Origin of the sequence: Pseudoalteromonas haloplanktis ATCC 14393 (assembly GCF_000238355.1) — a bacterium.
Lineage (GTDB): Bacteria > Pseudomonadota > Gammaproteobacteria > Enterobacterales > Alteromonadaceae > Pseudoalteromonas > Pseudoalteromonas haloplanktis.
Genome location: NZ_AHCA01000014.1, coordinates 40,780 through 65,331 on the forward strand (window position 1 = coordinate 40,780; position 24,552 = coordinate 65,331).

Consider the following 24,552-nt stretch of genomic DNA (forward strand, 5'->3'; position numbering starts at 1 on the left):
TTGCATACGTATTCAATTTATTGTCAGCTAAGCTGAAACTAAATCTTGGTAATAAAATTAACAAAGTATCAATTGAATCGGTCTATAATGAATAAAAATAAAATAATAAGACATTCAGATGTTCAAACTATTTATTACTGCTTTATTCATTTTTATGGGCTGTAAAAGCTATGCTGCAACCATCACTATTCATGATCAAAACCAGCAACCGCTCGCAAATGCGGTAGTATGGCTAACTGCAACTGATCATACCCTACAAACACTGCCTGTGAGTTCACTCTTTACGATGACGCAAAAAGACCGGCAATTTACTCCTCATGTTTTAGTGGTACCGCAAAATGCGCAGGTTGAATTCCCCAATGCTGATTCAATCATGCATCATGTTTATTCGTTTTCAAACGCTAAATCATTTGAACTAAAGCTTTACCGTGAGCAACCGCAAGCTCCGATCCGCTTTGAGCAAACGGGAGTTGTTGAGCTTGGTTGTAATATTCATGATTGGATGTTGGGTTATATAGTAGTGGTTGATAGTCCATTTTATGGCATCACAAATACTCAAGGACAAATAGCGCTGACTCCACAACACGGTGAGTATGAGCTTAATGTATGGCATGAAGGATTTAGCGATATTAGTCAAACCGAAAGTAAAACTATCGCGCTTGGTAGCGCAGCGGTTGTTTATCAAATAAAGCAGGTTATTGTTCCTCGCATTACGATTGGTGTAGATGAATTTGATGACTATGAATAAGGTTAGTTTAGCTTTTATCCTACTAGGGCTAGCATTTAGCTTTAATGCACTGGCACAGGTTAAGGGATTACTGCAATTGACAGCTGTAAATGGTGACCCGCAACTTAGTTGGCAAGAAGGTGGCGTTGGACTTTACCGTTACGATAGTGACAACGATGGTATTGTACTTTCGCAGGGTCTTATCGATTTTAGGGTTGATTTAAGTACTAATTGGTCGGCGCATGGGGTTGTTAATGCTTATCAAGATCCGCAAGCCTCGTTAGGTTTTAGCCAAGCCTATTTTCAATATCAGCCACTAACGAGTAGCAAGTATAAATGGCATGTTAGAGCGGGGGGATTTTACCCGTTATTATCACTGGAAAACCCGGATATGGGTTGGATCTCTCCTTATAATTACACCAACTCTGCTATTAATTCTTGGATTGGTGAGGAGGTTCGTACTGTGGGGGTTGAAGCAACTATCAAGCGCCCTGGGCGCAGCTTTAACAGTAAACATAGCTTTGCGTTTGTTGGTGCAACATTTAAAGGGAATGATCCCGCAGGTACGCTTTTAGCGTGGCGTGGATTTGCAATGCATGACCGACAAACAACCTTTAATGAAGCGGTTGCATTTGCACCCGTTGCATCACTTAATACATCTCAGCTGCAACATCAAGCAAATCAGGTTTTGCCTTTTGAAGAAGTTGATGGTCGCTTTGGTTATTATGGTGGCATTCATTGGGACTATCTTAAAAAGTCACAGTTTCGTTTTTATTATTATGATAATAATGGCGATCCAGCGGCATTAAATTACAGCACAGGGCAATATGCGTGGGATACGCGGTTTTCAAGTGTTGCATGGTTGTATAAATTTACAGCTCAAACTCGCCTGATAGTACAAGCTATGTCTGGCAACACGGCGATGGGCGAGAGCCGTGGTGTTGATAATGACTTTTATAGTCACTTTATCCTATTAAGCCACAAAAAGGCAGCGCATAGGTTGTCTATTCGCTATGACTACTTTGAAGTTACTGACAAAGATGATTGGACGTTTGACCCAAATGCCAGTCATGGCGAAGGGATCACAGCTACTTTGCGCTACCAGCTTTCACCACAATGGCAGTTAGGGATCGAGGGGTCAGCTTTGCATAGTCAAGCTGACAACCGTGAAGCGATGGGCATTGCCAGAAAATTATCGCAACAGCAGCTGAGCTTAAATGTGCAGTGGCGCTATTAATGGTAATTTTATTCATTTGAACTATCTTTAAGTAACTATTGATACAGCATTTTTTGTAAAGGTAAAACATGAAATTACAGAGTATTCGTGTGAAAAGCTCCATTCCAATCATGTTACTTGGGATTGCAATAATTGTATTGATCACAGGTTACAGCCATTTGATTAATTTACAAAAAGTTGCTTTAGATACACAGTCTGAGCGATTCCTTAATGCTATTTCAGTGGTTGTTAATGGCGATCGTGATCTCTACCAAGCCAAAGTTGCAGAGTTGCATTTAGTCACGAATAAAATCGGCAATGCTGAAGAGTTGCAAGAGCATCAAGAAAACGCCCAACAAGTGGCTGAGCGATTTAAGCAGTATTTGCAGTACTTATCTGTCTATCCACAAGTTACTGCACAATTTAGTGGCTTTAACAACGCATTTGATAAATGGCTATCGGCATCAAATGCCTATATTGATGACCCACAAAACCGACAAAAAAATCTTCAAGCTGATAGAGAGTTTGCTGCACTGCGTGGCATTTTAGATAAGGCAGGTGAGCAAGCGGAGCTGACATCGAAAGATGAAAAACAAAAGCTGCTTGAAAAAATTAGCACTACAAAAGGATTCTTATTGGTTATGGTGGTAGTACTGTTAGCCATTTCTGGTTGGTTCAGTTATATCATTCCGCGTCAGTTAACTAAACAGATGCATTATGTGACTGCACGGATCAATGATATTGCCTCCGGTGACGGTGATTTAACGGGCAGGATCGCCGTCAAAAGCCAAGATGAATTTTCTGAGTTAGCGACAGCATTTAATCGTTTTTTGGATAATTTACAGCAATTGATCCGTGATATTTTAGAACAAGCAAAAGAGTTAAATCACTTAGGTATCGATCTTAATCAGTTCGCCAAGCAAAATAATCAGGTCAACCAAAAACTCAGCCAAGCATCCGAGTCAATTGTCAGTGCTGTGCATGAGATGAGTGTTGCTAGTCGTGAAGTGGCCAATGTTGCGCAGCAGTCATCTAAAGAAGCAGATAACTCACAACAATTTGCTAAGCAGGGGTTAGCGGCGGTGGCTAATTCCAGTGATAAAATAGTTGCGTTATCTGATAATATGGAACACGCGAGTAATAAATCAACCGAGCTACAGGAAAACTCCGAGAATATAGCGAAAGTGCTAGATGTGATCCGTGCAATTGCAGAACAAACTAATCTACTGGCGTTGAATGCGGCGATAGAAGCTGCGCGCGCCGGTGAGCAAGGTCGAGGTTTTGCGGTGGTGGCTGATGAAGTGCGCACTTTGGCAACTCGCACTCAAGAAAGCACTAATGATATACAAACTATGGTGGAGCAATTTGCTAATAGTGTAGAGCAATCATTAGCGGCAATTAATGGTGGCAAGCGCTTTGCTGATGAAGCTGTTGCTTCATTTGCGCAAACTAATGATGTGCTTAATGCTATGCAGCAATCATCGATAAAAGTGAATGATATGGCGATGCAAACAGCGCAAGCAACCGATGAGCAAACCGCCGTTGCTGAAGAAATTAGCCATAATTTATCGTCATTAAATGATCAAACCGTGCAAGGTGGTGAGCTTGCACATTCTACTGAAGAGGTGGCTGTAAGGATGAACCAGTTAACCGATGAGCTGAGTCGTTTAGTGCAACGTTTTAAGGTTTAGTTAATCTTAAATACAGGCAATAAAAAGGGTTCGTACGAACCCTTTTACATATCAATTTTTACTACAACGTTTACTTTTTCTCAAAAGCGCGTTTCATATAATTAGGTGTTGCTAGCGCGCCGTGGTGAATACCACTGTTGTAGTATTCTGTACCTTGTGCGATGTCTGCAGCAGCATCTTCTCTAAATCCTGCAAATGCTTCATCTTTACGAGCAAGCGTCACTGACCATAAACCACTTGGGTAAATTGGCTGTGGGAATGGCAGTGTTTGCAAATCGTTAAAGCCAACATCTGTCATTGCATCACGCATTTCTACTAATAATGGCATATGCATAAGGGGTGATTCACTTTGTTGCACCATAATACCGCCAGGGCGAAGCGCGTTTAAACAGCTCGTGTAAAAAGCATGGTTGAACAAGCCTTCACCAGGGCCTACCGGATCAGTACCATCAACAATAACCACATCAATTGACTCAGCAGCAAGTTCACGCATGTACTTGATACCATCGTCAAACATGACAGTGGCACGTGGATCTTGGTTCGCTTCACATAATTCAGGGAAGTATTTTAATGACATTTGTGTCACAACTTCGTCAATATCAATCTGTGTAACAGATTCAACGCTAGGGTGTTTGAGCACTTCACGTAAGGTGCCGCAATCACCACCGCCGATAATGACTACATTTTTCGGGTTTGGGTGAGCAAGCAATGCTGGGTGGCTGATCATTTCATGGTAAAAAAAGTTCTCGCGACTACTTACCATAGTACAACCATCAATAATCATTAGGTTACCAAAGTCGGTAGTTTCATACATTTCGACTTTTTGGAAAGGTGATTGCTGCTCATCTAACTTTTTATTGATGCGTAGAGAGAACGCACTGCCGTCACGTTCACTGATTTCGGTAAACCATTTGCTTTGCTCTAAATTTGCCATGTCGCTAGTTACACTTTTGAGTTGAGTATGAAAAAGGGGCAATTTTGCCAGTGCTTGGCGTTTTGCTCAATGAAATTTTAACCAGTATAGCGAATATTTTATCTTAGCTTTGGTTTAAAGGTTATTTTTTGTTAGCTTAGGGCGTTATGACGTATTAAAATAACCGATTCCGCGAAACTTGTTAACTAGAGAAGAATTTGCCATGACTTGGGGTTTAGACACAGCACGCTCTACATATAACGTCGCACATTGGAGCGATGGTTACTTTGACATTAATAGCCAAGGTGAGTTAGTCGCTTACCCAGATGGCGATCAAACTAAAGCCGCTATTTCATTAACTGAGTTGACTGAGCAATTCAAAAAACAAGGGTTAACGCTACCTGTACTAGTACGTTTTACTGATATTTTACAAAACCGCGTTGATACTTTGACCAGTGCTTTTCGCAGTGCACGTAATGCTCGTACCTATCAGGGGCAATATACTTGTGTATACCCAATAAAAGTAAACCAACAGCGCTCAGTGGTCAGTAAGTTATTAGCCCACCCTAGTGGTTTAGTCGGTTTAGAGGCAGGCTCAAAACCTGAGTTAATGGCTATTTTAGGTGTAGCTAAACAGCCAATAACTATCGTTTGTAATGGCTATAAAGATAGCGAGTTTTTACGTTTAGCGTGTATTGGCCAAGCAATGGGGCACAAAGTTAAAATCGTGGTTGAAAAACTCTCCGAATTAACAACCTTACTCGCAGAAATTGAAGATTTAGGCATTGAGCCTGCCATTGGTATTCGTATCCGTTTAAATTCAGTGGGCAAAGGTAAATGGCAAAATACCGGTGGTGAAAAAGGTAAGTTTGGTTTAACAGCAGGGCAAGTATTAGCGGCTGTTGAAGTCCTTAAAAAACATGACAAACTGCATTTAATGCAAATGGTGCATTTTCATATTGGTTCACAAATTGCCAATATTCGTGATATTCACCGCGCTTTACGTGAATGTTCCCGTCACTTTGCTGAATTAAGCCAGTTAGGTGTACCACTGAATACCGTGGATGTGGGAGGTGGTTTAGGGGTTGATTACGAAGGTTCGGGTTCACGCAGTGCTTGTTCAATGAATTATACAGTTGAAGAATACGCGCGTAATGTGGTTAATGCGTTTGCTGAAGTATGTGAGCAGCATGATTTACCACACCCTGCCATTATTACTGAATCAGGCCGCGCACTCACTGCGCATCATGCGGTATTGATCACCGATGTTATTGATGTTGAACAAGCACCAAATCACAGCAACCCAAGTGCCCCGGAGCCGAATAGTGCCTTAGTACTTGATGATATGTGGCAATGTTTACAGCGTTTAAATCCACGTATGGCACTGGAAATTTACCATGATGCCATGCACTTATTCAGCGAGGCACACGATCAATATGTACACGGCCTAGTAAGCATGTTGGAATGGGCTAAGATAGAACAGCTTTATTTTACTATTTTGCATCGCGTTCGTGCTTCTTTAAGCAATGCCCGTGCTCACCGTGAAGTGCTTGATGACCTAAACGAAAAATTAGCTGATAAACTGTTTGTGAACTTTTCTTTATTTCAGTCGCTGCCAGATGTCTGGGGGATTCAGCAGTTATTTCCGGTGATGCCGATTGAAAATCTCGACAAACCACTAACACAACGCGCTATTATTCAAGATATTACCTGTGATTCTGATGGGCAAATTCGTGAGTATGTGGAAGGTGCGGGAATTGAAACTAGCCTACCTATCCCACAATATGTTCCTGGACAGCAGTATCACATTGCTATGTTTATGGTCGGGGCGTACCAAGAGATATTAGGTGATCTGCATAATTTGTTTGGTGATACTGATTCTGTACACGTAGAGCTTACCGAGCAAGGTTACCAGCTTACGAATGCAATTAAGGGTGATAGTGTTAAGGATGTATTAAAGTTTGTTGATTATGATAGCGATATTTTTTCGGACAACTTTACTAGCACAGTGCAGCAGTTAGATATCAGTGAGCCAATTAAGCAACAATATTTAGCAGAGCTCAATGCAGGTCTTGAAGGGTATACCTATTTTGAAGATTAATTGCAATATTGGGTATGGCTTAATCAATTGCCTAACAGTTTTAATGAAAGGAATTAAGTAGTAATGTCTTTGATCCGTTGTATTTTTAGCATCTTTTTCTACACCCTAAATACGATAATTTGGTTTGTGCCTATTTTTATTTGTGGCTTAATTAAATTACTGCCGATTAAACCATTGCAAAAAGCCATGAGTTGGTCGGCTAAAAAGTGTGCCAGTATTTGGGTGTCTTGCAATTCGATTAATCAAAATATTTTTACTCCTCATCAGCTAAATGTCACTGGGCTTGAAGAAATAAAGCTAAAAGACTGGTATTTAGTTATTGCCAACCACCAAAGTTGGGTGGATATTTTAGTGATGCAGCGTGTACTTAATCGCCGCATTCCATTTTTAAACTTCTTTTTAAAGAAAGAGCTTATTTATGTGCCATTTTTAGGCTTGGCATGGTGGGCACTGGATTTCCCATTTATGACGCGCACAAGCAAAAGCCAATTAAAAAAGAACCCTAAACTGCGAGGCAAAGACTTAGAAACAACACGTAAGGCTTGTGAAAAATTTAAAGAAATGCCGGTAAGTATTGTTAACTTTGTTGAAGGTACACGTTTTACAGCACAAAAACACGCTCGTCAGAACAGCCCTTTCCCACATTTATTGAAACCAAAAGCGGGTGGAGTAGCATTTGTAATGCAAGCGATGGGCGAGCAGATCTCTAAGGTAGTTAATGTGACTATCCATTACCCAGATGGCATTCCTAGCTTTGTCGACTTTGCAAGTGGTCGCGTTAAGAACATAAATGTACACATAGAAGTGCGGCCTGTAAGCCCCGAGTTAATAGGTGATTACACGGGAGACTCTGAATTTAGGGTTGGCTTTCAGTCTGAATTAAACCGCCTATGGCAAGAAAAAGAGCAACAGTTAGTTAAGCTTGAGCAACAAGCTAAGTGATCTGTACAAGCGAGTATGTATGCTAAAAAATATCATCCCTAAATGGCTAAATGGCCTAGCAGTAGGTACACTGCTTTTTAGTAATACCTTGCTGTGGGGCTGCATTGTGTTAATACTCGGTCTAATAAAGTTAGTATTACCCATGGCTTGGGTAAGTAACTTACTACATAGCGCTTATCAAGGCTGGTGTAGTGGGAATCGGCTTGGCTTAAAATTCAGTAATGCCAAAGTGACAACAGTGATTAATGGTGATGTTAATAAGCTGGGTTGGTATTTATTGATATCGAATCATTTTAGCTGGCTCGATATTGTGGTGCTAAGTGCAATTGACGTATTACCAGCGCCGAAATTTTTTCTAAAAGATGAGCTAAAATATGTGCCGCTGATTGGCTCTGGTGCGTGGGCGATGGGTATGCCATTCATGAAGCGCATCAGTAAGGCGCAAGTGGCGAAAAACCCAAAGCTCAAAGGTCTTGATGTTGAGCGCACTAAGCACAGTTGCCGAAACTTTCGTAGCCACCCAACCACCATCATTAATTTTGTTGAAGGGACGCGTTTTACTGCTGCAAAACATCAAGCTCAGCAAAGCCCATTTAAACATTTATTAAAGCCGAAAGCGGGTGGTGTTGCATTTGCATTAGAGGTGCTGGGTGAGCAGTTTGATGCCATTCTTAATACAACCTTGATGTACCAAGCACAAAGCAATCATATTTGTGCGAGCTTTCTGCGAGGGCGCTTAAGTGAAGTTACAATAAATATTACTTTAGTGCCAGTCAGTTCTGAGTTACTTGGTAACTACCAGCAAGATAGTCAGTTTAGAGCTCGCTTCCAAGCGTCGATTAACCAATTATGGTTAGCTAAAGATAGCGAATTGGCTATGGCATATGCACAGCGCAACGCTGAAGCTGTCCTAATCAACAATAAGGAGATTAAACTACCGTGACTACACAGACGCGTCTACAACAATTGGTGACACCTTGGTTTGAAGGTATGCCAGATACGGCATTGTTTAGCTCTCTTACTGCTACCGCAATTGGAGTTTTCTCACTCTTGGTCGTGTATTTATTTACTCGTAGGTTAATGCTGCCTGGTATTCAAAAAGTGGTGACAAAACTTTCACCAGAGCGCATTGGTGTGTTAGCCCCCATGCTAACAAAGTTAAACCGTCGTTTTGCAGGGATGTTGTGTTGCGTTTTATTTTTAGCCACGTTTGATAGTGTCTACCCTGTAAGTGAGTTTGTAGCCGAAGTGTTTAAAACGATCGGCCAAACGTTGTTGATTATTCATGTCGGTTTTATTATCAGTAGTATTGTAAGTATTGCGGGTGGTATTTATAACCAGCTTGAATTTGCCCGAGAAGTGCCTATTCAAGGGTTGATCCAAGTCGTAAAGCTGATCACCTTTATGATTTGTGCGATCCTAATTGTGAGTATCGTACTGGAAAAATCACCCACCTATATTCTTTCGGGCTTTGGCGCGATTGCCGCCGTGACTTTATTAGTATTTAAAGACACTATTTTAGGATTTGTTGCCAGCATTCAAATAGCCGCAAATCGCTTGGTAACCTACGGAGATTGGATCCAGGTAGATAACTATGGCGCAGATGGTGAAGTGATTGATCTGGGTTTAAATACGGTAAAAGTACGAAACTGGGATAATACAATCACCACGATCCCTACTTATATGTTGGTAGCGGGATCATTTAAAAATTGGCGCGGTATGCAAGAGTCTGGCGGACGTCGTATCAAGCGCTCCCTTAATATTGATATGAATAGTATACGTTTAGCCGATGATGAATTGACCAAAACGATAGGTCAAACTATCGCTTTAAAAGAATATATCAAGATGAATACGCTACCAGATCCGGTATCGAATCTCGGCTTGTTCCGTCGTTATGCTGAAGGTTATTTAAAACAGCACAGTAAGATCAATACCTCACTGACATTAATGGTGCGTGAGCTACAGCCGCTTAATCACGGCTTACCTATTGAATTTTACTGTTTTAGTGAAGACAAACGTTGGATATCTTATGAGCATCTGCAAGCAGAGATCATGGACCATCTGCTTGCTGTATTGCCTATTTTTGATTTGCGTCCTTACCAAAGTGTTACAGGACAATTTAGTCCTGCTTCCATTAACCCAACAGGTATTAAGCCCACAATTAAAGTGGCAAATAATACTGAAGAAGACCCATACTAATAAAGGCTATCAACAGCCACCAAATAGGTGGCTTAGCAAGTCTTAACCATGCAAATGCAACGGCAACAATCACACTATGCCAAATAGAGTGGACCGCAGATGTCCAGATTGGTGAATACAACGCCGCTGCTAAAAATCCCACCACGGCAGCGTTGAGAGCAGCAATACTACTTGCAAAACGAGGGCGTTTGGCTAATTGTAGCCAACTGTTTTGCAAAGCAAACATTAGTAACAACCCAGGTAAAAAAATTAAAATGGTAGCAATTAATGCACCTACAACAGGCTGAATCCCCTCAAATTGCGCACCTAAATAACTCGCAATAGTGAACATAGGCCCAGGTACTGCTTGAGCGCTGGCATAAGCTGTTAGAAATTGTTCCGTACTAAGGGTAGGCAAACCTGCTTGCAGAATGGGTAACACGACATGCCCACCACCAAACACCATTGCACCCGCTTGATAAAAAGGCGCAAATAACGCGATACTTTCATTTAGGGGAATAAAGCTTAAAGCCAGTAGTAAGGCAAATAGCAGTAAAGCAAACCAGTTAATTCCCGCTTTAGTTGTGGTTTTACTCTCATCATTATTTAAGTTGAGCATTGGCCAAATAGCACCAACACTGGCAGCTATTACTAAAACAGCTATTTGACTGGTTAGATTTGGTATTAATATAAGCAATATGGTACTTGCTACGGCCAATATTTTTAATATCCAATTAGTGCAAAAGCTTTTCGCCATACTGAGAGTGGCATCGGCGACAATAACCACAGCGAACAGCTTTAATCCTGCAATAATCGCAAAGTAAATGGCATCAAACTGATGGGTACTAATCGCAAGTAATATCATGATCAACAAGGATGGCAGTGTAAAGCCAATAAATGCCGCAATACCACCGAGTAATCCACCGCGTTCAACTCCTATGGCAAATCCCACTTGGCTTGAGCCTGGCCCCGGTAGTGCTTGGCTTAAACTAATTAATTGCGCATAACGTTGGGTAGTTAACCACTTAAGGTTATCAACAAAATGGCGTTTAAAGTAGCCCAAGTGTGCCGCTGGCCCGCCAAAGCTCATACAACCGAGTAAAAAAAACTGTTTAAATATAGCGAGTAACATAATGAATGTATTTTCCTTTACCACTTTTATATTTCATTATGACAAATTTTAGTGACAGTTTTATGGTTTTTAATTGATGTACCTATTTAGCTTAGATAACGAAATACCTCGGTTCTTAACCGAAAATTCAACAGTTGCTCACAAGGCGATGGGCTTTTAACTGAGTCTTCATCGTTTGTTCATGGATAACTTTGCATACTTGCTGGCAAATGAGAATTTATAGGTAAGGAGTTACCATGACGTTAACTAAACCATTACTAACAGCAGCAATCGTAGGTATACTACTGACTGGGTGTGAAACCACCAACACAGGTGTGGGAGCGGGTATTGGTGCCGCAACCGGCGCTGTGCTAGGTAAAGCAACCGGTGACCACGATGATAAACGTATCTTTATTGGTGCTGCTATTGGTGCACTAGCTGGCGCCGCTGTCGGTGACTACATGGACAAACAAGAAGCGGCTTTTCGTGATGAACTTGCGGGTTCTGGCGTCGAGGTTGTGCGTGAAGGTGATAACTTACGCTTAGTTATGCCATCTAATATTACTTTTGCCACTGATCAATCGTATATTTCATCGGGTTTTCATAACACCTTAGATGCTATTGCTAAAGTTATGAATAAATACGAAAAAACATTTTTAAGTATTGAAGGCCATACTGATAGCACAGGTAAAGACAGCTACAACATGACGTTATCTGAGCAGCGCGCACAAAGCGTAAAAAGCTACTTAGTGAACCAACAGATCCTAGCTGGGCGTATTAGTACACGCGGCTACGGGGAAACTCGGCCAATTGCCAGTAACGACAGCGCTAACGGCCGCGCACAAAACCGCCGTGTAGAAATTCAAATCGTACCAAACACCGAAGGTTAGTTATTTGCATTTATTTATCTCAATCACTTGTTTATTAGCTGGTGATTGAGATTATTTACCGCTGACCGCCCCCTCAATCTCTATTAAACTGCAGCTCACATAATTGTTTATACAGCGGATTAGACTCTATTAATTGTTGGTGAGTCCCCGTTGCAATAATTTCACCTTGCTCCATCACTACAATTACATCGGCATGTTTTACGGTTGCTAAGCGGTGAGCAATGATCAAGGTTGTTCTGTCTAGCATTAAATGTTCAAGCGCGGCTTGTACGTGGTGTTCACTTTGTGCATCTAAGGCGCTAGTTGCTTCATCTAATAGCAGTATTTCAGGGTCTTTTAGTATGGCTCTTGCTAATACAATGCGCTGTTTTTGCCCGCCGGATAAACGCACACCTTGCTCACCTAAAAAGCTTTCATAGCCATTTGGTAATTGCGCTATAAACTCATCGGCATGAGCATGCTTAGTGGCAGCATATACTTGCTCGTCAGTGGCATCGGGGTTGCCATAGCGAATGTTGTGCATGACATCCGAGCTAAATAAAATTGGGTTTTGTGCCACCATACCCATGCTATTGCGCAGCGTATTGAGTGACAGATCTTTAATATTTATGCCATGAAATTTAATGTCGCCATGGGCGGGGTCGTAAAAGCGTTGTAATAGTTCAAAAAGAGTGGTTTTACCTGCACCAGATGGGCCGACAATCGCCACTGTTTGGCCTTGTTTTATATTAAGCGTTACATTTCTCAGTGCACTTACATCAGGACGTGATGGGTAATTAAAAGTAATGTTATTGAGCTCAATGGCCGCTGATTTATTGTTTAACTGCAACTGTTCATCAAGTGGTGCTTCAGGGTTTACAATTTCACTTTTTACCGCTAACAGCTCAAGCAGTCGTGCTGCGGCACCAGCCGCACGCTGTAATTCACCATATACTTCGGCCACGGTTGCCACTGACATAGCCACCATAATGGCGTAAAACACAAACGCGCCTAGCTCACCACCGGTCATGGTGCCTGCGAGTACATCGCTGCCGCCAACCCAAAGCATCACGCTTATGGCACTAAAGGTTAAAAATATCACTGCGGCAATTAAAAACGAGCGTTGCTTAATGCGGCTTTTGGCAACCTTAAAGGCTTTTTCGGTCTCGAGTGCAAAGGCGTGCTGCTCACGCTGTTCATGACTATAGCTTTGTACCACTTTGATGTTTTGAATAATTTCGCCAGCATACGTGCTTATATCGGCAATCGCATCTTGGCTGGAGCTGGCAAGCTTACGTACTTTTTTGCCAAATACCATCATCGGCACTAAAACCAACGGTACACAAGCAACCACCACCAAAGTGAGTTTTAAGTTAGTGATTAATAGCATAGCTAAACCACCCACCAACATTAGTGCGCTTCGCAGCGCCATAGAAAATGACGAGCCAATAATAGATTGCAGTAAGGTGGTATCAGTGGTGAGTCGTGACATTAATTCGCCACTGCGGTTTTCTTCAAAATAACTCGGATGAAGGGTAACAATGCGGTCAAACACCGCTTTACGAATATCATTACTAACACGTTCACCAATCCACGACATTAAATAAAAACGGCTAAAGGTGCCAATGGCTAGTAAGCTGATCAACCCAATGAGCACTAACACGGCTTGTTTTAGCTGCTCTTGAGAGCCTGCAATAAAGCCGTGATCGATGACAAATTTAACCCCTTGACCGAGTGATAAGTTAACTCCCGCGGTTACTAGTAGCGCTGCAAGTGCAGAAAAAACCACCCATTTGTAAGGTTTAATAAACTGAAAAATTGGAATTAAACTACTAAAAGCAGCTTTTTCTTTTGGCTCGGGTTTGCTGGTGCTCATGCTGGATTCTTTTTGGTGGATAAGGTATAGATATGGTTACATAAATCATAATTTCAATAACTAACTCTATAACAACGAAGGGACTAGCTATGGCGACTCAAAAAGTAACGGGCGAATTTAACGTTAAACTCAACCCCATTGAAGGTTATGCGAAAGGCGTTGATGGCGTAAATTTGGGGCGTATGTCAATTGATAAAACCTTTACCGGTGAGCTTGATGCAACCAGCACGGGCGAAATGCTCAGTGCAATGACAGCCACGCAAGGTAGTGCCGGTTATGTCGCCATTGAGCAAGTAACGGGGAGTTTATCAGGCAAAAAAGGCAGTTTTGTGCTTCAGCACTATGGGCAAATGAATAAAGGCAAAGACAGTCTAATCTTACAAGTTGTGCCTGATTCAGCAAGCGGTGAGCTAGAAGGATTAACTGGTGATATGGCAATCCGCATTGAACAAGGCATTCACTTTTATGACTTTGAATATCAACTGTAAAGGCTAAAGCTATGCAAAAAATAATAGAATTTAAAAAAACACGCTTTTTCGGTGGCGTAAACATCGAGGCACTAAACGAAAAAATTTATCAATTAAACCAAGATGGTTGGAAAGTGATAACGGTAAGTTCGATTACAGGTTTTTTCGGCGAAGCGAATGGTTATGCGTTACTTATCGAAAATACGGAATTGTAAATGACGTTATCGCTAAGTTTAGTCGCCATTTGGATGGTGGGTGCGATGTCACCTGGGCTAAGGTTGGCTGTGGTTTTTATAGGACTAGCAATAAGAGCTGTGCTTATGATGTAGGTTATTAAATTTTATTAATCTTTACCGCTTACCTTAAAAGTTGTTTCTAGTAATTTGTAATTTCCCCGCGAGATCGTGGCATAAAGCGAGCTTTCTGCTCGCATATCGATTTATTTCACGTTATCTACACGATCGCAGCACTTCGTAACTAAGTTCCTTTCCCCGCAAGCTATTGTCTTTGCTAATGCATACGTATTCATCACACTTAATTTACTTTTTAGTTACACTTTATTGGTTTTATTTTATCCACAATTTAAAAATAAACGGCACACCTTTTTAAAAAATACAACACACAACTATAAAGTTAATAGGGTAGGAAGCTCATGGGGAAATTCAAACTGAGTGCACTAATGCTCGCAATGTTTGCAGCGAGTAGTGCGTTAGGCGCGGTTGAAAATGATGCACAAAATAATGCTGAAAAACCGCAATTAGGTGAGGAACTTGAAGTTATTGAAGTGACTGGGTTTAGTCGCAGTTTAATTCAATCACTTAATCAAAAACGTTTTACTGATACAGTATCAGAGCAGTTATCGGCAGATGACTTAGGGGCATTGCCTGATGTCTCTATGGCTGATGCATTGACTCGATTACCGGGGATATCAGCGGTACGAACTGGCGGACAAGCCGCGGAAATCAACATTCGTGGTATGTCTGGTGGGTTTGTATTTTCCACCTTAAATGGTCGCGAACAAGTATCAACCAGCGGCAGTCGTAGTATTGAGTTTGATCAGTATCCATCAGAATTAATTAGCTCTGCAGCCGTGTATAAATCCCCGAAAGCCTCGCTTATTGAAGGCGGTGTGGCAGGGACTGTAGAACTGCAAACAGCCAGTCCGCTAGATAATGATCAGCAGCATAAGTTTGTGGTTAACGCCAGAGGTATGTACAACGATCGCGCGTCAGAGGTGAACGATGCCACTGAATTTGGCGACCGCATTAGTTTTTCTTACCAAGGCAAGTACCTTGACGATACTTTAGGTGTTGCACTTGGTTATGCTCGCTTATTTCAACCTAGTGTAGCAACGCAATTCATTGGTCTTGCGTATAACGATCATAAAGATGTCGACGGTGTTGCTAATGATACTAATGGCCCTGAGGTAAAACCAGAAAACGAATACATCAGCGAAGGCTTTGAGCTTCAGCATTTAGGCGGTGAAGAAACCCGTAACGGTTATATGGCAGCAATTGAGTGGGTGCCGGTGGATAATTTTAAATTAAAAGGGGACGTGTTTTTATCACGCTTTGATACAGAATCATTTGCCCGTGGCTTACGAGTGAAATTAGGCGGCCCAACGGCCACTTATACAAACGCTCAGCTAGAGGGAAATTCGGTGGTTGGTGCCTCTGTTAATCGTACTTCAAAAGGCTACACTCACGTTGAAATTGTAAATGATGATAACCAAGACTTTGACGAAGTAGACAGCTATGGCATTAACGCCGATTGGCAAGTGACAGAACGTTTAAACGTTAATGTTGATGTGTCGCTATCACGGGCTAAAAGTAATTTCCGCAATGGTTTATTGTGGGCGTTGGTTGCCGAAGATGCTACAGCGCAAGAACCAGTGTTAGATAAAAATGTATCAATAAACTATCAGCTCAATGGTTTGAATTTACCGGATGTTGGCTTTAATCAAGCGGCTGCATTTAGCGATATCGAACGGGTAATGGTGAGTAAGTACGGTATTTACCCTTATCAGAATGAAGATGAAGTAAGCGCTTATCGCCTTGATTTTAAATACGAGTTGGATAACAGCTGGTTTAGCTCAGTTGAATTTGGTGCTCGTTACTCTGATCGCGAATACAGTAACAATCGTTCAGTGTTTGAATACGGTAATGATGGTGATTTTTCAGTGAGTGAGCCGCCACTGCGTTTAACCAATGACATGGTAAACGTCGTAGATTGGGAAGGTGATTTTAGTTATTTTCCATCATATTTGGCGATTGATTTAGATAAGGCGCTTAATGCTTGGTTTCCAGAAGGGGCGCCACAGCCAGTTAAAACTTGGGGTAATGCAGATGGGGTAGTCGACCCACAAGGTTACACCACTAACTATTCGTGGACCATGTTACAAAGTGGCTCAGTGTATGAGGAAGTGCTTTCAGCGTACGCCATGCTTAATATTAATGCTGAGATCGGCAATATGCCAGTGTTAGGTAATATTGGTATTCGCCGTGTTGATACTGACCAATCGGCCACTATTTTAGAAAACGTTAATGGTGATTTGGCACTGGGTGCCCAAAACATTACCGACAGTATTGGTATCGTAAATAAAAACTATTTACCTAATGTACTTGGCACAACTTATACTGATTATCTGCCATCCCTTAATTTAAACTTTCAGCTAACGGATAACACGCAATTACGTTTTGCGGCGGCTAAAGTGATGTCGCGTCCACCAATCAACCGACTGGCAGGGGACGCCAGTGCGCAGGCCGATAAAACCACCGGTAAAATTAACGGCTCAAGTACCAATAATCCATTCTTAAAACCATTTTATGCCGACCAATACGATATCTCTTACGAGCACTATTTTGATGAATCAGATGGTGCGCTTGTGATCGCTGGTTTTTATAAAAACATCGATTCGTTTATCGATACCATCGCCATTGAAGGATTTGATTTTAAAGGTAATGGCTTTAACGTTCCTGACTATATTGAAAACCCAGTCAGTGGCGAGCAGGTAGCAACGACTAACGGTACTTATACCACTGCAGTTAATAACGCTAATGGTGGTTATATTCGCGGTATTGAACTTGCCTACACACAAGTTTTTTCCTTTTTACCTGCGCCATTTGATGGCCTAGGTTTTAATGGGAGTTACTCATACACCGAGAGCGAAGTTGAATCCATCACTAGCTTAGGCGGTGAAACGGTAACGCAAGGTTTGCCTGGTTTGTCTAAAAATGTATTAAATGGCACCTTGTTTTACAGCCTAGATAATTTTGAAACCCGCCTTAATGTGCGTTATCGCTCAGACTTTGTTTCAGAGCAAGTAGCTATCAATGAACAGATAGTTAACTTTGATGCTGAGACAGTGGTCGACTTTCAAACCTCTTATCAATTTACTGACTCATTTGGCATGTTGCTACAGGTTAATAACCTTACCGATGAACCAACCCAAAGTTACTTTGGCAATGAAAATATCACCGGTACGACCCAGTACTTTGGTCGTCAGGTTTATTTAGGTTTTACCTATAGTCACTAATAGCAAATTGGAGCATAAATAATGAATAAAATAACTAAATTGACTCATTTGCTATTTGCAGTGAGCTTAACACTACTTTTTGGCTGTGGTGGTTCAGGCAGTAGTGACGTAAAAGCAGGCCAAGCCTTATTGGCTTGTGATGTACCACAAGTGCCTAACAGTGAAGGGACTCAGTGTGTTGATCCTGAGCCTATTTCTTGCGATGCACCGTTGTTTCCAGATGCAAATAATGAAAGCTGTATTAATGGCTATAACCCTGACTTACCAGACCCTGTGGTATTTGCAGGGGAAAATGAAGCCGTATTATTTTATAAACGTAATAAAAATGAAGGATACGAAGGCTACCGTTTACACTCTTGGAATACCGACGGCTGTGACGCTTACGCGCCGCCATTTGATGCTACCGATTGGGCTAATGGCCATGAATATGATGGTGTGGATCCAAACTATGGGGCCTATTGGATAGTTGCGCTAAAAGACGGCTATACCGAGTGCGCTAATTTTATTATTCACATAGGCACCGAGGGCACCGGTAAGGCCCATGGTGATGTGGATTTAACCATGCCACTGATGCAAGACGATGAACGTTTTGTGCGTATGAACTTTACCTTTGATGGAGAGCCAACAGTATTTGAATACCCAGTTGCGAGCCTTGGTGAACGCCCAGTTGCAATTGATGGTGCATCAGCGCATTGGATAGATTTAAATACGGTTTTGTATAAGCCCGGCAATGAGCTTACGCAGATTATTAAGCTGCATTCATCAGCTGCCGCCGATTTGGTTGTTGATTTAGATGCGGGCTTAAATGGTGAAACAGTTGAACTAATCGCCACAAATTTAACCGATGAACAAGCAGCCAAAGTGCCGCACCTCGCAGATTGGACTGCTTATCAAGGCAATTGGGATGCCGCTACTGCAAAACAACTTATAAAACAACAGCTGGTTGTGGCGGGCTACGACGCCGACGGCAAGCTACTTGAAGCAAGCTTTGTACAAACAGCAAAAGCCCTCGATGCTCTATACACCCAAGGTGAAAACGACGCGAACGAAGCCATGCTGGGTGTGCAATATAATAACAATGCAATAGATGTATCAGTGTGGGCACCAACTGCTAGCAATATGATGATCAACGTGTTTGATGCCGAAAAAGCGCAAGTGCATAGCACAGCCATGACGTTAGACAACAATACCGGTATTTGGTCAGTGAGTTTAGACAGCCAATACGACCGTCATTATTACCGCTTTGCGTTTGATGTTTACCATCCCACTACTCAAGCGATTGAAAGTTTATGGAGTACAGACCCTTACTCACTCAATGTATCAAGCAATGGCCTGTATTCGCAGTTGATCAACTTAAATGATGACGATACCAAACCAGAGGGCTGGGATGAGCGCATTGTGCCAACAATCACTAACCCAGAAGATGCTATTATCTATGAAGGTCATGTGCGTGATTTTAGTGTTCGCGATCAGTCAGTAAGTGAAGTAAATCGTGGTAAGTACCTCGCGTTTACGGAACTTGAAAGCGTGCCAATGCAGCACCTTAAACAACTGGCAGATAAAGGCTTAACGCATTTTCATTTACTCCCTGTAACAGACATTGGCACCATTGAAGAAGATACAGAGCAACGCGTTGAAATCACCGATACCTTAGGTAAATTATGCGAGCGTATTAACGAAGAAGCAGATGCCTGTAAAATCGAAGATAAAAACAGCATCATTGCAGATTTAATGCAAAGCTACTTACCGGGCTCTGATGATGCACAAGCACTTGCCAGCGCCATGCGTGATTTAGACGGTTTTAACTGGGGTTATGACCCACACCATTTTATAGCTCCGGAGGGCTCGTATGCATCAAGTAGCGAAGGCATTGCTCGTGTTAAAGAGACACGCGCCATGGTACAGTCACTACAAGAGGTCGGCCTTCGTGTGGTTCTTGATGTGGTATACAACCATACAACGTCATCAGGCATTTGGGAAAAATCAGTATTTGATAAACTCGTGCCGGGTTATTACCACAGATACAGTGAAATAACCGGTGAGATTGAGCGTTCAACCTGTTGTGAAAACACCGCGACTGAACATGTGATGATGGACAAGTTTGTTAGCGATTCACTGGTTATTCTTGCTCGCGACTTTGGTTACGACAGCTTCCGCTTTGATGTTATGGGGCACATGCCTAAATCATCAATTTTAGCAGCGCGTGAAGCAGTGCAAGCTGTTGACCCTGATAACTACTTTTATGGCGAAGGCTGGGATTTTGGTGAAGTCGCTAATAACCGATTGTTCACTCAAGCTAAGCAAGCTGATATGGCAGGCTCCGAAGTGGGCACATTCAATGACCGCATCCGTGAGGCTGTTCGCGGTGGGGCTATGTTTAGTAATAACCCGACCGATGGTAATTTAGCAGACCAAGATACCTTACGTTTATCGCTGGCGGGTAATTTACAAAACTATATTCTTAAGGACTTTAAAGGTAATTCGGCAAAAGGTAATAGCTTTAGCTGGAATACTCAGCCGACGGCTTATGCTTTAGACCCTGCTGACAGCATTAACTACGTATCAAAGCACGATAACGAAACCTTATGGGATCAACTGCAATATAAGCATGCAGCAAGTATGAGTATTGAGCATCGCGTGCGTGCCCATAATATGGCATTAGCAATTCCATTGGTAAGCCAAGGTATCCCGTTTATGCAATTGGGAGCTGACTTACTGCGCTCAAAATCAATGGATCGTGACAGCTATAATGCAGGGGATTGGTTTAATGCGGTAGATTTAACGAAAGAAAATAATAATTGGAATATTGGTTTACCTAATGCGGAGAAAAACCAAGAGAAATGGCCTGAGATCATTAAGGTCTCAGGTAATCCACAAGCTGCTGCACAGCCGCAAGATATAGCGTACGCAGGGGATGTGTTCCAAGAGTTTTTAGCTATTCGTAGTAGCAGCCCTTTATTTAGATTAACCACAGAGCAAGATGTTATTGACCGTGTAGGTTTTCACAATGTCGGTAAAAACCAGCAACATGGTTTGATTGTAATGAGCATTGATGATGGTCAAGGTCTTGCTGATTTAGATAACCAAGTAGATGCGCTCGTAGTAGTAATTAATGCAACTGAGCATGCGCTTTCACATACAGTACCAACCGCTGCTGGGTTTGAATTACATCCAATACTTAAAAACAGCACCGATAGCAGTATGTCTGGAGTAAGTTTTAGTGCTAATGAAACTGAAGGCACGTTCAATGTTCCTGCTTACACCATAGCTGTGTTTATTAAACCACAAGGCGAAGCGCAAGGCGTTGGTTTGAGTGCTAATGCAACAGTGGGTGCGCCAGATGTGGTGCCTTTTGGTAGCACAACAGTGTATGTGCGTGGCAGTTTAAATGATTGGGGCACAGCTGACAGCTTTGAATATGTAGGCAATGGTGAATACCGTGTCGCTATTACTTTAGCTGCGGGAGACTATGAATTTAAAATTGCCTCTGAAGATTGGTCGAGTGTGGATTTTGGTGCGCTATCAGACGCTGATAAAGAGGTGTTGGAAAATCAAGCCGAAGCACTCACACGCAGTGGCGCTAATATGACCTTTAATGCTGCAATTGATGCAACTTATGTATTCTCGTTTGATGCCAGTGATAAAGACAATCCACAGCTGAGAATTTATAACGAAGAACCATTTGTAGGTACGCCTGTATTTGTTCGTGGCAGCTTGAATGAATGGGGTACCAGTGATGAGTTAATCTATCAAGGCAAAGGAATATATAGCTTTTCGACTTTTCTTAATGCCGGTAGCTATGAATTTAAAATAGCTTCTGAAGATTGGGATACCATTGATTATGGTTCTGGTGAAGCGGATGCAACCGTAACCGTTGCCGAAGATAAGTTATTAGCTGTTAAAGGCGCTAATATGACGATGGATATTGCAACCGAGGGCGAATATCAGTTTATTTTTGATGCCAGTGATTTGAATGCACCCACGCTGAATGTATTTAATGCGCAAATGTTTGCAGACACGCAAGTTTATTTACGCGGCAGCTTAAATGGTTGGGGCACAGATAACCCATTAATCTATCAAGCTAATGCTATTTATAGTACATCACTTGATTTAGAGCCTGGAGACTATGAGTTCAAAATTGCGTCTGAAGATTGGAGTACTGTTGATTATGGTGGAGTTGGTGAATCGCCAATTGTTATGGTTGGCGAGCACAGTTTACTTGAAGCTGTGGGGGCAAATATTAATGTAGCCATTATAGATGCAGGTAATTATACCTTTACGGTGATTGGCCCTAATCGTGACAATGTGCAGGTACTGATCAATAAGAACTAAGCATTGATACACTTTATAAACAAATAGAACCGAGCATCCTAGATGCTCGGTTTTTTTATGATCAAATTGCAGCTAAAACAAAGTTCGCGTATTTTATAATCATAATCCAACTATGAGTAGCTAAGATGTCAGAAGTTATTTTAAAAAGTGCCTCTTTTGATCCTAAAATTAAGTCGTATTGGCTAGTCTTTGCTGTGTGTGTCAGTACATTAGGGATTGTGACTATTCCTTTAATTCCCGTGATTTTGCTGCTTGTTTGGATTGTCAGTGGCAGAATCTTGGCTGCTATGTCGGCTCAATTACTCGAGCGTAAACTGGTGGTTAAACGTGGTGTATTTTTTAAAGAAGAAAAGTCTATCCCACTTGAAAAAATCACCGACGTTGGGTTAAGCCAAGGGCCACTGATGCGCTTATTTGGTTTGTATCGCTTGAGTTTTGAAACCGCAGGGCAATCTGGCCATGGCGCTCTCGTGTCACTGCTTGGCGTAGTCGATGCCAGCGAGTTTCGCGAGGCAATCTTAACGCAAAAAGATAACCTAGCCGAAACAAAACCAAGCAAGGTTAAAGTTGATGAGCCACAAAGCCAAGTCGAATTACTTCGCGCACTCACCTACAGTGTGAAAAACATTGAGCAGATGATGGTCACGCTACTGGATGAGAGAAAGTAAAATTAACTTATTATTGTACTACGTTTTGCACAAAGAGAAGAAAATGAGAAGTGAGTGAGGGTAGAACAATAAATATCGTTGTGCTGTTTTAGTTTTCTCTCCCCACAGCGCAGCGTTTATAAATTTCTTTAACAGTTGCTAAGGGCAGTGATAAGCCTCTGCAATAAATGTGGCTGAAGTGGTTAATTCTATTTGTTCTCTCAGTAGCACCGTGTTAGCGCCATATTGCGCAGTTTGATTTTTTAAGTCATTCAACGCACCAGTTACAAGATCTCTATCAGCTGTAAACCAATAGCTTATAATATCTCCTTGAGAGCCCACCAACAGGCCTTTGTATTGGCAATGTTGGGTTGTTTTTTTAGTATCAAAGCTGATATCAATATCTTGTGCGCTCGGTTGTAATGGATGTGCGCTGCACCCTACGAGTATGAGTAAGCCTAAACAAAGGAACTGTTTCATTAATACCATTCACCTTTATTAAAACGATAAATTAATGTCACTGCGGCAACATCATCAAGATTGTCGTAGCGAGTGCCTATGTAGCGTTTTATGTCTGCTTGTACAGCAAACTTGTTATTTATTTTGTAATGTAGTCCCAGTCCTGCATGGCTTACAAAGGTTTTCTTATCGCGATCTTGGTCGCGCATCATTTCGCCAAAGCCAGCTAGTAGATATGGGCGCAAGTCGGTATCAGTATTAAAATAATATTGACCATTTACACTATAGTTTTCATAGGTTACTCGTTCATCAGCGGTTTCACTTTCAAGCTCACTGCGCGCATAACTAAGTCTCGCTGAAAAGTGTTTGGTAAAATAAAGGCCTAAACTTGTTTCAGCGAAAGTACCTGGTTTTAGCTGCCAACTTGAATGTGGATTAATATAGCCGCCGCCTAATGTTATACCAATAATACTGGTATCTATAGGGTCCCCACTGTATTTGGTATAGTCACTGTAACCGGTATAGCCAGAATAAGGCTTACCAGAGCCTAAGGCATAACTTAAATTAACTTGAAATTGCTGCTCACTACCACCTTTAGGAAGAGGAACATCCGTAATGTTGATATAGCCCGTCCCGGCAGTGATAATTTCGCGTCCGAACATTGAATTTATACCGCGGCCAATACTATCAACTGGGTCGAGAGCAAACAGCGAGATATCGCCTAGCAGATCAGAACCCATTACGGTGCCACCACCTTTACGAATATCCATTTCTGTTTGATATGCCCATTCACCAGCAACCCAGCCCAGTACAGGCGTAATCACTAAGTCTTGAATCGACGGCACTTCAGCAAATGCTTCTAGCCCATATTCCCAATAAAAAGTACTCATCAGTACCGAGTACATAAACGAATCCCATTGGCGATAACCTGATTTACGTGCGGCTTGATAATAGACTCCACCAAAATAAGGATGGCCAATAAAATTGATCCAACCTACGTCACGATCCCATACGGGGCCTTCTTTAACGTGCTCACCCCATTTTTTTAAGGTGCTACCGTCTTTGTCCCATTGTGAAATATCTTCAGGCAATAGCCAGATAACGCCTGCTACGCCAAAGCCATAACCAAAAATTGACTTACTTTGTGACCATAAACGTTCTGAGTCTTCGCCATTTTTGGGATCAAATAAGCTTAATTGGAATGGGTCTTTATAAAAACCATCAACAGCTATGAGGTGTTCGTAAGTGGTGTTAGTGGCAAAGTTATAATGGGGTGTTGGGCGAGCTATTTGTTCATCCATAGTTGCACTGCTGGTTTGTGCTAGTGCGGCAGTGGGCAATGCAATAGATACTAGTAAGGCGTAATATACGTTCATAATGTCATTATTAAATCCTTTAATAAGTTAATTTTGTACTATAAATATGACTTTACCAATAATAAATTCATTTATTAATTTTTGTTTTGTGCTAAATCATCGTTATAGAGAA

18 protein-coding genes are annotated in these 24,552 nt (G+C 41.8%); 13 read left to right on the forward strand and 5 right to left on the reverse strand.

The features are described 5' to 3' along the window. Positions 1-118: 118 nt before the first annotated feature. From PHAL_RS0119700 to PHAL_RS0119710, 3 genes are all read left to right on the forward strand, one after another. Positions 119-748, forward strand: a complete 630-nt coding sequence (locus tag PHAL_RS0119700; RefSeq protein ID WP_016710154.1) for a methylamine utilization protein — start codon at positions 119-121, stop codon at positions 746-748. Continuing rightward, the gene (locus PHAL_RS0119705) at positions 735-1,964 is read left to right on the forward strand and encodes a hypothetical protein (RefSeq protein ID WP_029216264.1); all 1,230 of its coding nucleotides are present in this window, start codon (positions 735-737) and stop codon (positions 1,962-1,964) included. The genes PHAL_RS0119700 and PHAL_RS0119705 overlap by 14 nt, the downstream gene beginning before the upstream one ends. A gap of 68 nt (positions 1,965-2,032) precedes the next feature. Next, positions 2,033-3,634 (forward strand): methyl-accepting chemotaxis protein, encoded by a 1,602-nt coding sequence (locus PHAL_RS0119710; protein WP_016710156.1) that lies wholly within the window; start codon positions 2,033-2,035, stop codon positions 3,632-3,634. Positions 3,635-3,704: 70 nt separating this feature from the next. Here the strand turns inward: PHAL_RS0119710 and speE are convergent, their stop codons facing one another. Then, positions 3,705-4,568, reverse strand: a complete 864-nt coding sequence (gene speE, locus PHAL_RS0119715; protein WP_016710157.1) for a polyamine aminopropyltransferase — start codon at positions 4,566-4,568, stop codon at positions 3,705-3,707. Positions 4,569-4,770: 202 nt separating this feature from the next. On the opposite strand from speE, the gene speA reads away from it, so the two are divergent. From speA to PHAL_RS0119735, 4 genes are all read left to right on the forward strand, one after another. Beyond that, complete coding sequence (gene speA, locus PHAL_RS0119720; RefSeq protein WP_016710158.1) at positions 4,771-6,648, forward strand: biosynthetic arginine decarboxylase; 1,878 nt, start codon at positions 4,771-4,773, stop codon at positions 6,646-6,648. A gap of 63 nt (positions 6,649-6,711) precedes the next feature. After that, positions 6,712-7,590, forward strand: coding sequence for an acyltransferase (locus tag PHAL_RS0119725; protein ID WP_016710159.1), 879 nt, complete (start codon positions 6,712-6,714; stop codon positions 7,588-7,590). Between the two features lie 19 nt (positions 7,591-7,609). After that, the gene (locus PHAL_RS0119730; protein ID WP_016710160.1) at positions 7,610-8,533 is read left to right on the forward strand and encodes an acetyltransferase; all 924 of its coding nucleotides are present in this window, start codon (positions 7,610-7,612) and stop codon (positions 8,531-8,533) included. A 47-nt stretch (positions 8,534-8,580) separates the two neighbouring features. Then, entirely contained in the window at positions 8,581-9,789 is a 1,209-nt protein-coding gene (locus PHAL_RS0119735) for a mechanosensitive ion channel family protein (RefSeq protein ID WP_050901605.1), read from the forward strand. On the opposite strand, the gene chrA is transcribed toward PHAL_RS0119735, so the two are convergent. After that, a complete protein-coding gene (gene chrA, locus PHAL_RS0119740) occupies positions 9,752-10,900 on the reverse strand; it encodes a chromate efflux transporter (RefSeq protein WP_016710162.1) in 1,149 nt (382 codons plus the stop codon). The two genes, PHAL_RS0119735 and chrA, sit on opposite strands and share 38 nt — an antisense overlap. A 236-nt stretch (positions 10,901-11,136) precedes the next feature. On the opposite strand from chrA, the gene PHAL_RS0119745 reads away from it, so the two are divergent. After that, a complete protein-coding gene (locus PHAL_RS0119745; protein WP_016710163.1) occupies positions 11,137-11,769 on the forward strand; it encodes an OmpA family protein in 633 nt (210 codons plus the stop codon). Positions 11,770-11,842: 73 nt separating this feature from the next. On the opposite strand, the gene PHAL_RS0119750 is transcribed toward PHAL_RS0119745, so the two are convergent. Then, positions 11,843-13,624 carry an ABC transporter transmembrane domain-containing protein gene (locus tag PHAL_RS0119750; RefSeq protein WP_016710164.1) on the reverse strand — a complete coding sequence of 594 codons (1,782 nt, stop codon included), beginning with the start codon at positions 13,622-13,624 and terminating at the stop codon, positions 11,843-11,845. 89 nt (positions 13,625-13,713) lie between these two features. On the opposite strand from PHAL_RS0119750, the gene PHAL_RS0119755 reads away from it, so the two are divergent. The 5 genes from PHAL_RS0119755 (at position 13,714) to PHAL_RS0119780 (ending at position 22,626) form a co-directional block, all read left to right on the forward strand. Continuing rightward, on the forward strand, positions 13,714-14,112 hold the full coding sequence (locus tag PHAL_RS0119755) for a DUF3224 domain-containing protein (RefSeq protein WP_016710165.1): 399 nt from the start codon (positions 13,714-13,716) through the stop codon (positions 14,110-14,112). An 11-nt stretch (positions 14,113-14,123) separates the two neighbouring features. Then, positions 14,124-14,306: a hypothetical protein gene (locus tag PHAL_RS0119760; RefSeq protein WP_016710167.1), complete on the forward strand. Its 183-nt coding sequence runs from the start codon at positions 14,124-14,126 to the stop codon at positions 14,304-14,306. A 437-nt stretch (positions 14,307-14,743) separates the two neighbouring features. After that, positions 14,744-17,626 (forward strand): TonB-dependent receptor, encoded by a 2,883-nt coding sequence (locus PHAL_RS0119770; protein WP_016710169.1) that lies wholly within the window; start codon positions 14,744-14,746, stop codon positions 17,624-17,626. Positions 17,627-17,647: 21 nt separating this feature from the next. Beyond that, complete coding sequence (gene pulA, locus PHAL_RS0119775; protein ID WP_016710170.1) at positions 17,648-21,958, forward strand: pullulanase-type alpha-1,6-glucosidase; 4,311 nt, start codon at positions 17,648-17,650, stop codon at positions 21,956-21,958. A 125-nt stretch (positions 21,959-22,083) separates the two neighbouring features. Further along, positions 22,084-22,626, forward strand: coding sequence for a PH domain-containing protein (locus PHAL_RS0119780; RefSeq protein ID WP_016710171.1), 543 nt, complete (start codon positions 22,084-22,086; stop codon positions 22,624-22,626). 138 nt (positions 22,627-22,764) lie between these two features. Here PHAL_RS0119780 and PHAL_RS0119785 read toward each other — a convergent pair whose 3' ends face one another. Both PHAL_RS0119785 and PHAL_RS0119790 read right to left on the reverse strand, forming a co-directional pair. Further along, entirely contained in the window at positions 22,765-23,085 is a 321-nt protein-coding gene (locus PHAL_RS0119785) for a DUF4156 domain-containing protein (RefSeq protein WP_016710172.1), read from the reverse strand. After that, positions 23,085-24,440: a DUF3943 domain-containing protein gene (locus PHAL_RS0119790; RefSeq protein ID WP_016710173.1), complete on the reverse strand. Its 1,356-nt coding sequence runs from the start codon at positions 24,438-24,440 to the stop codon at positions 23,085-23,087. The genes PHAL_RS0119785 and PHAL_RS0119790 overlap by 1 nt, the downstream gene beginning before the upstream one ends. Positions 24,441-24,552 lie beyond the last annotated feature (112 nt).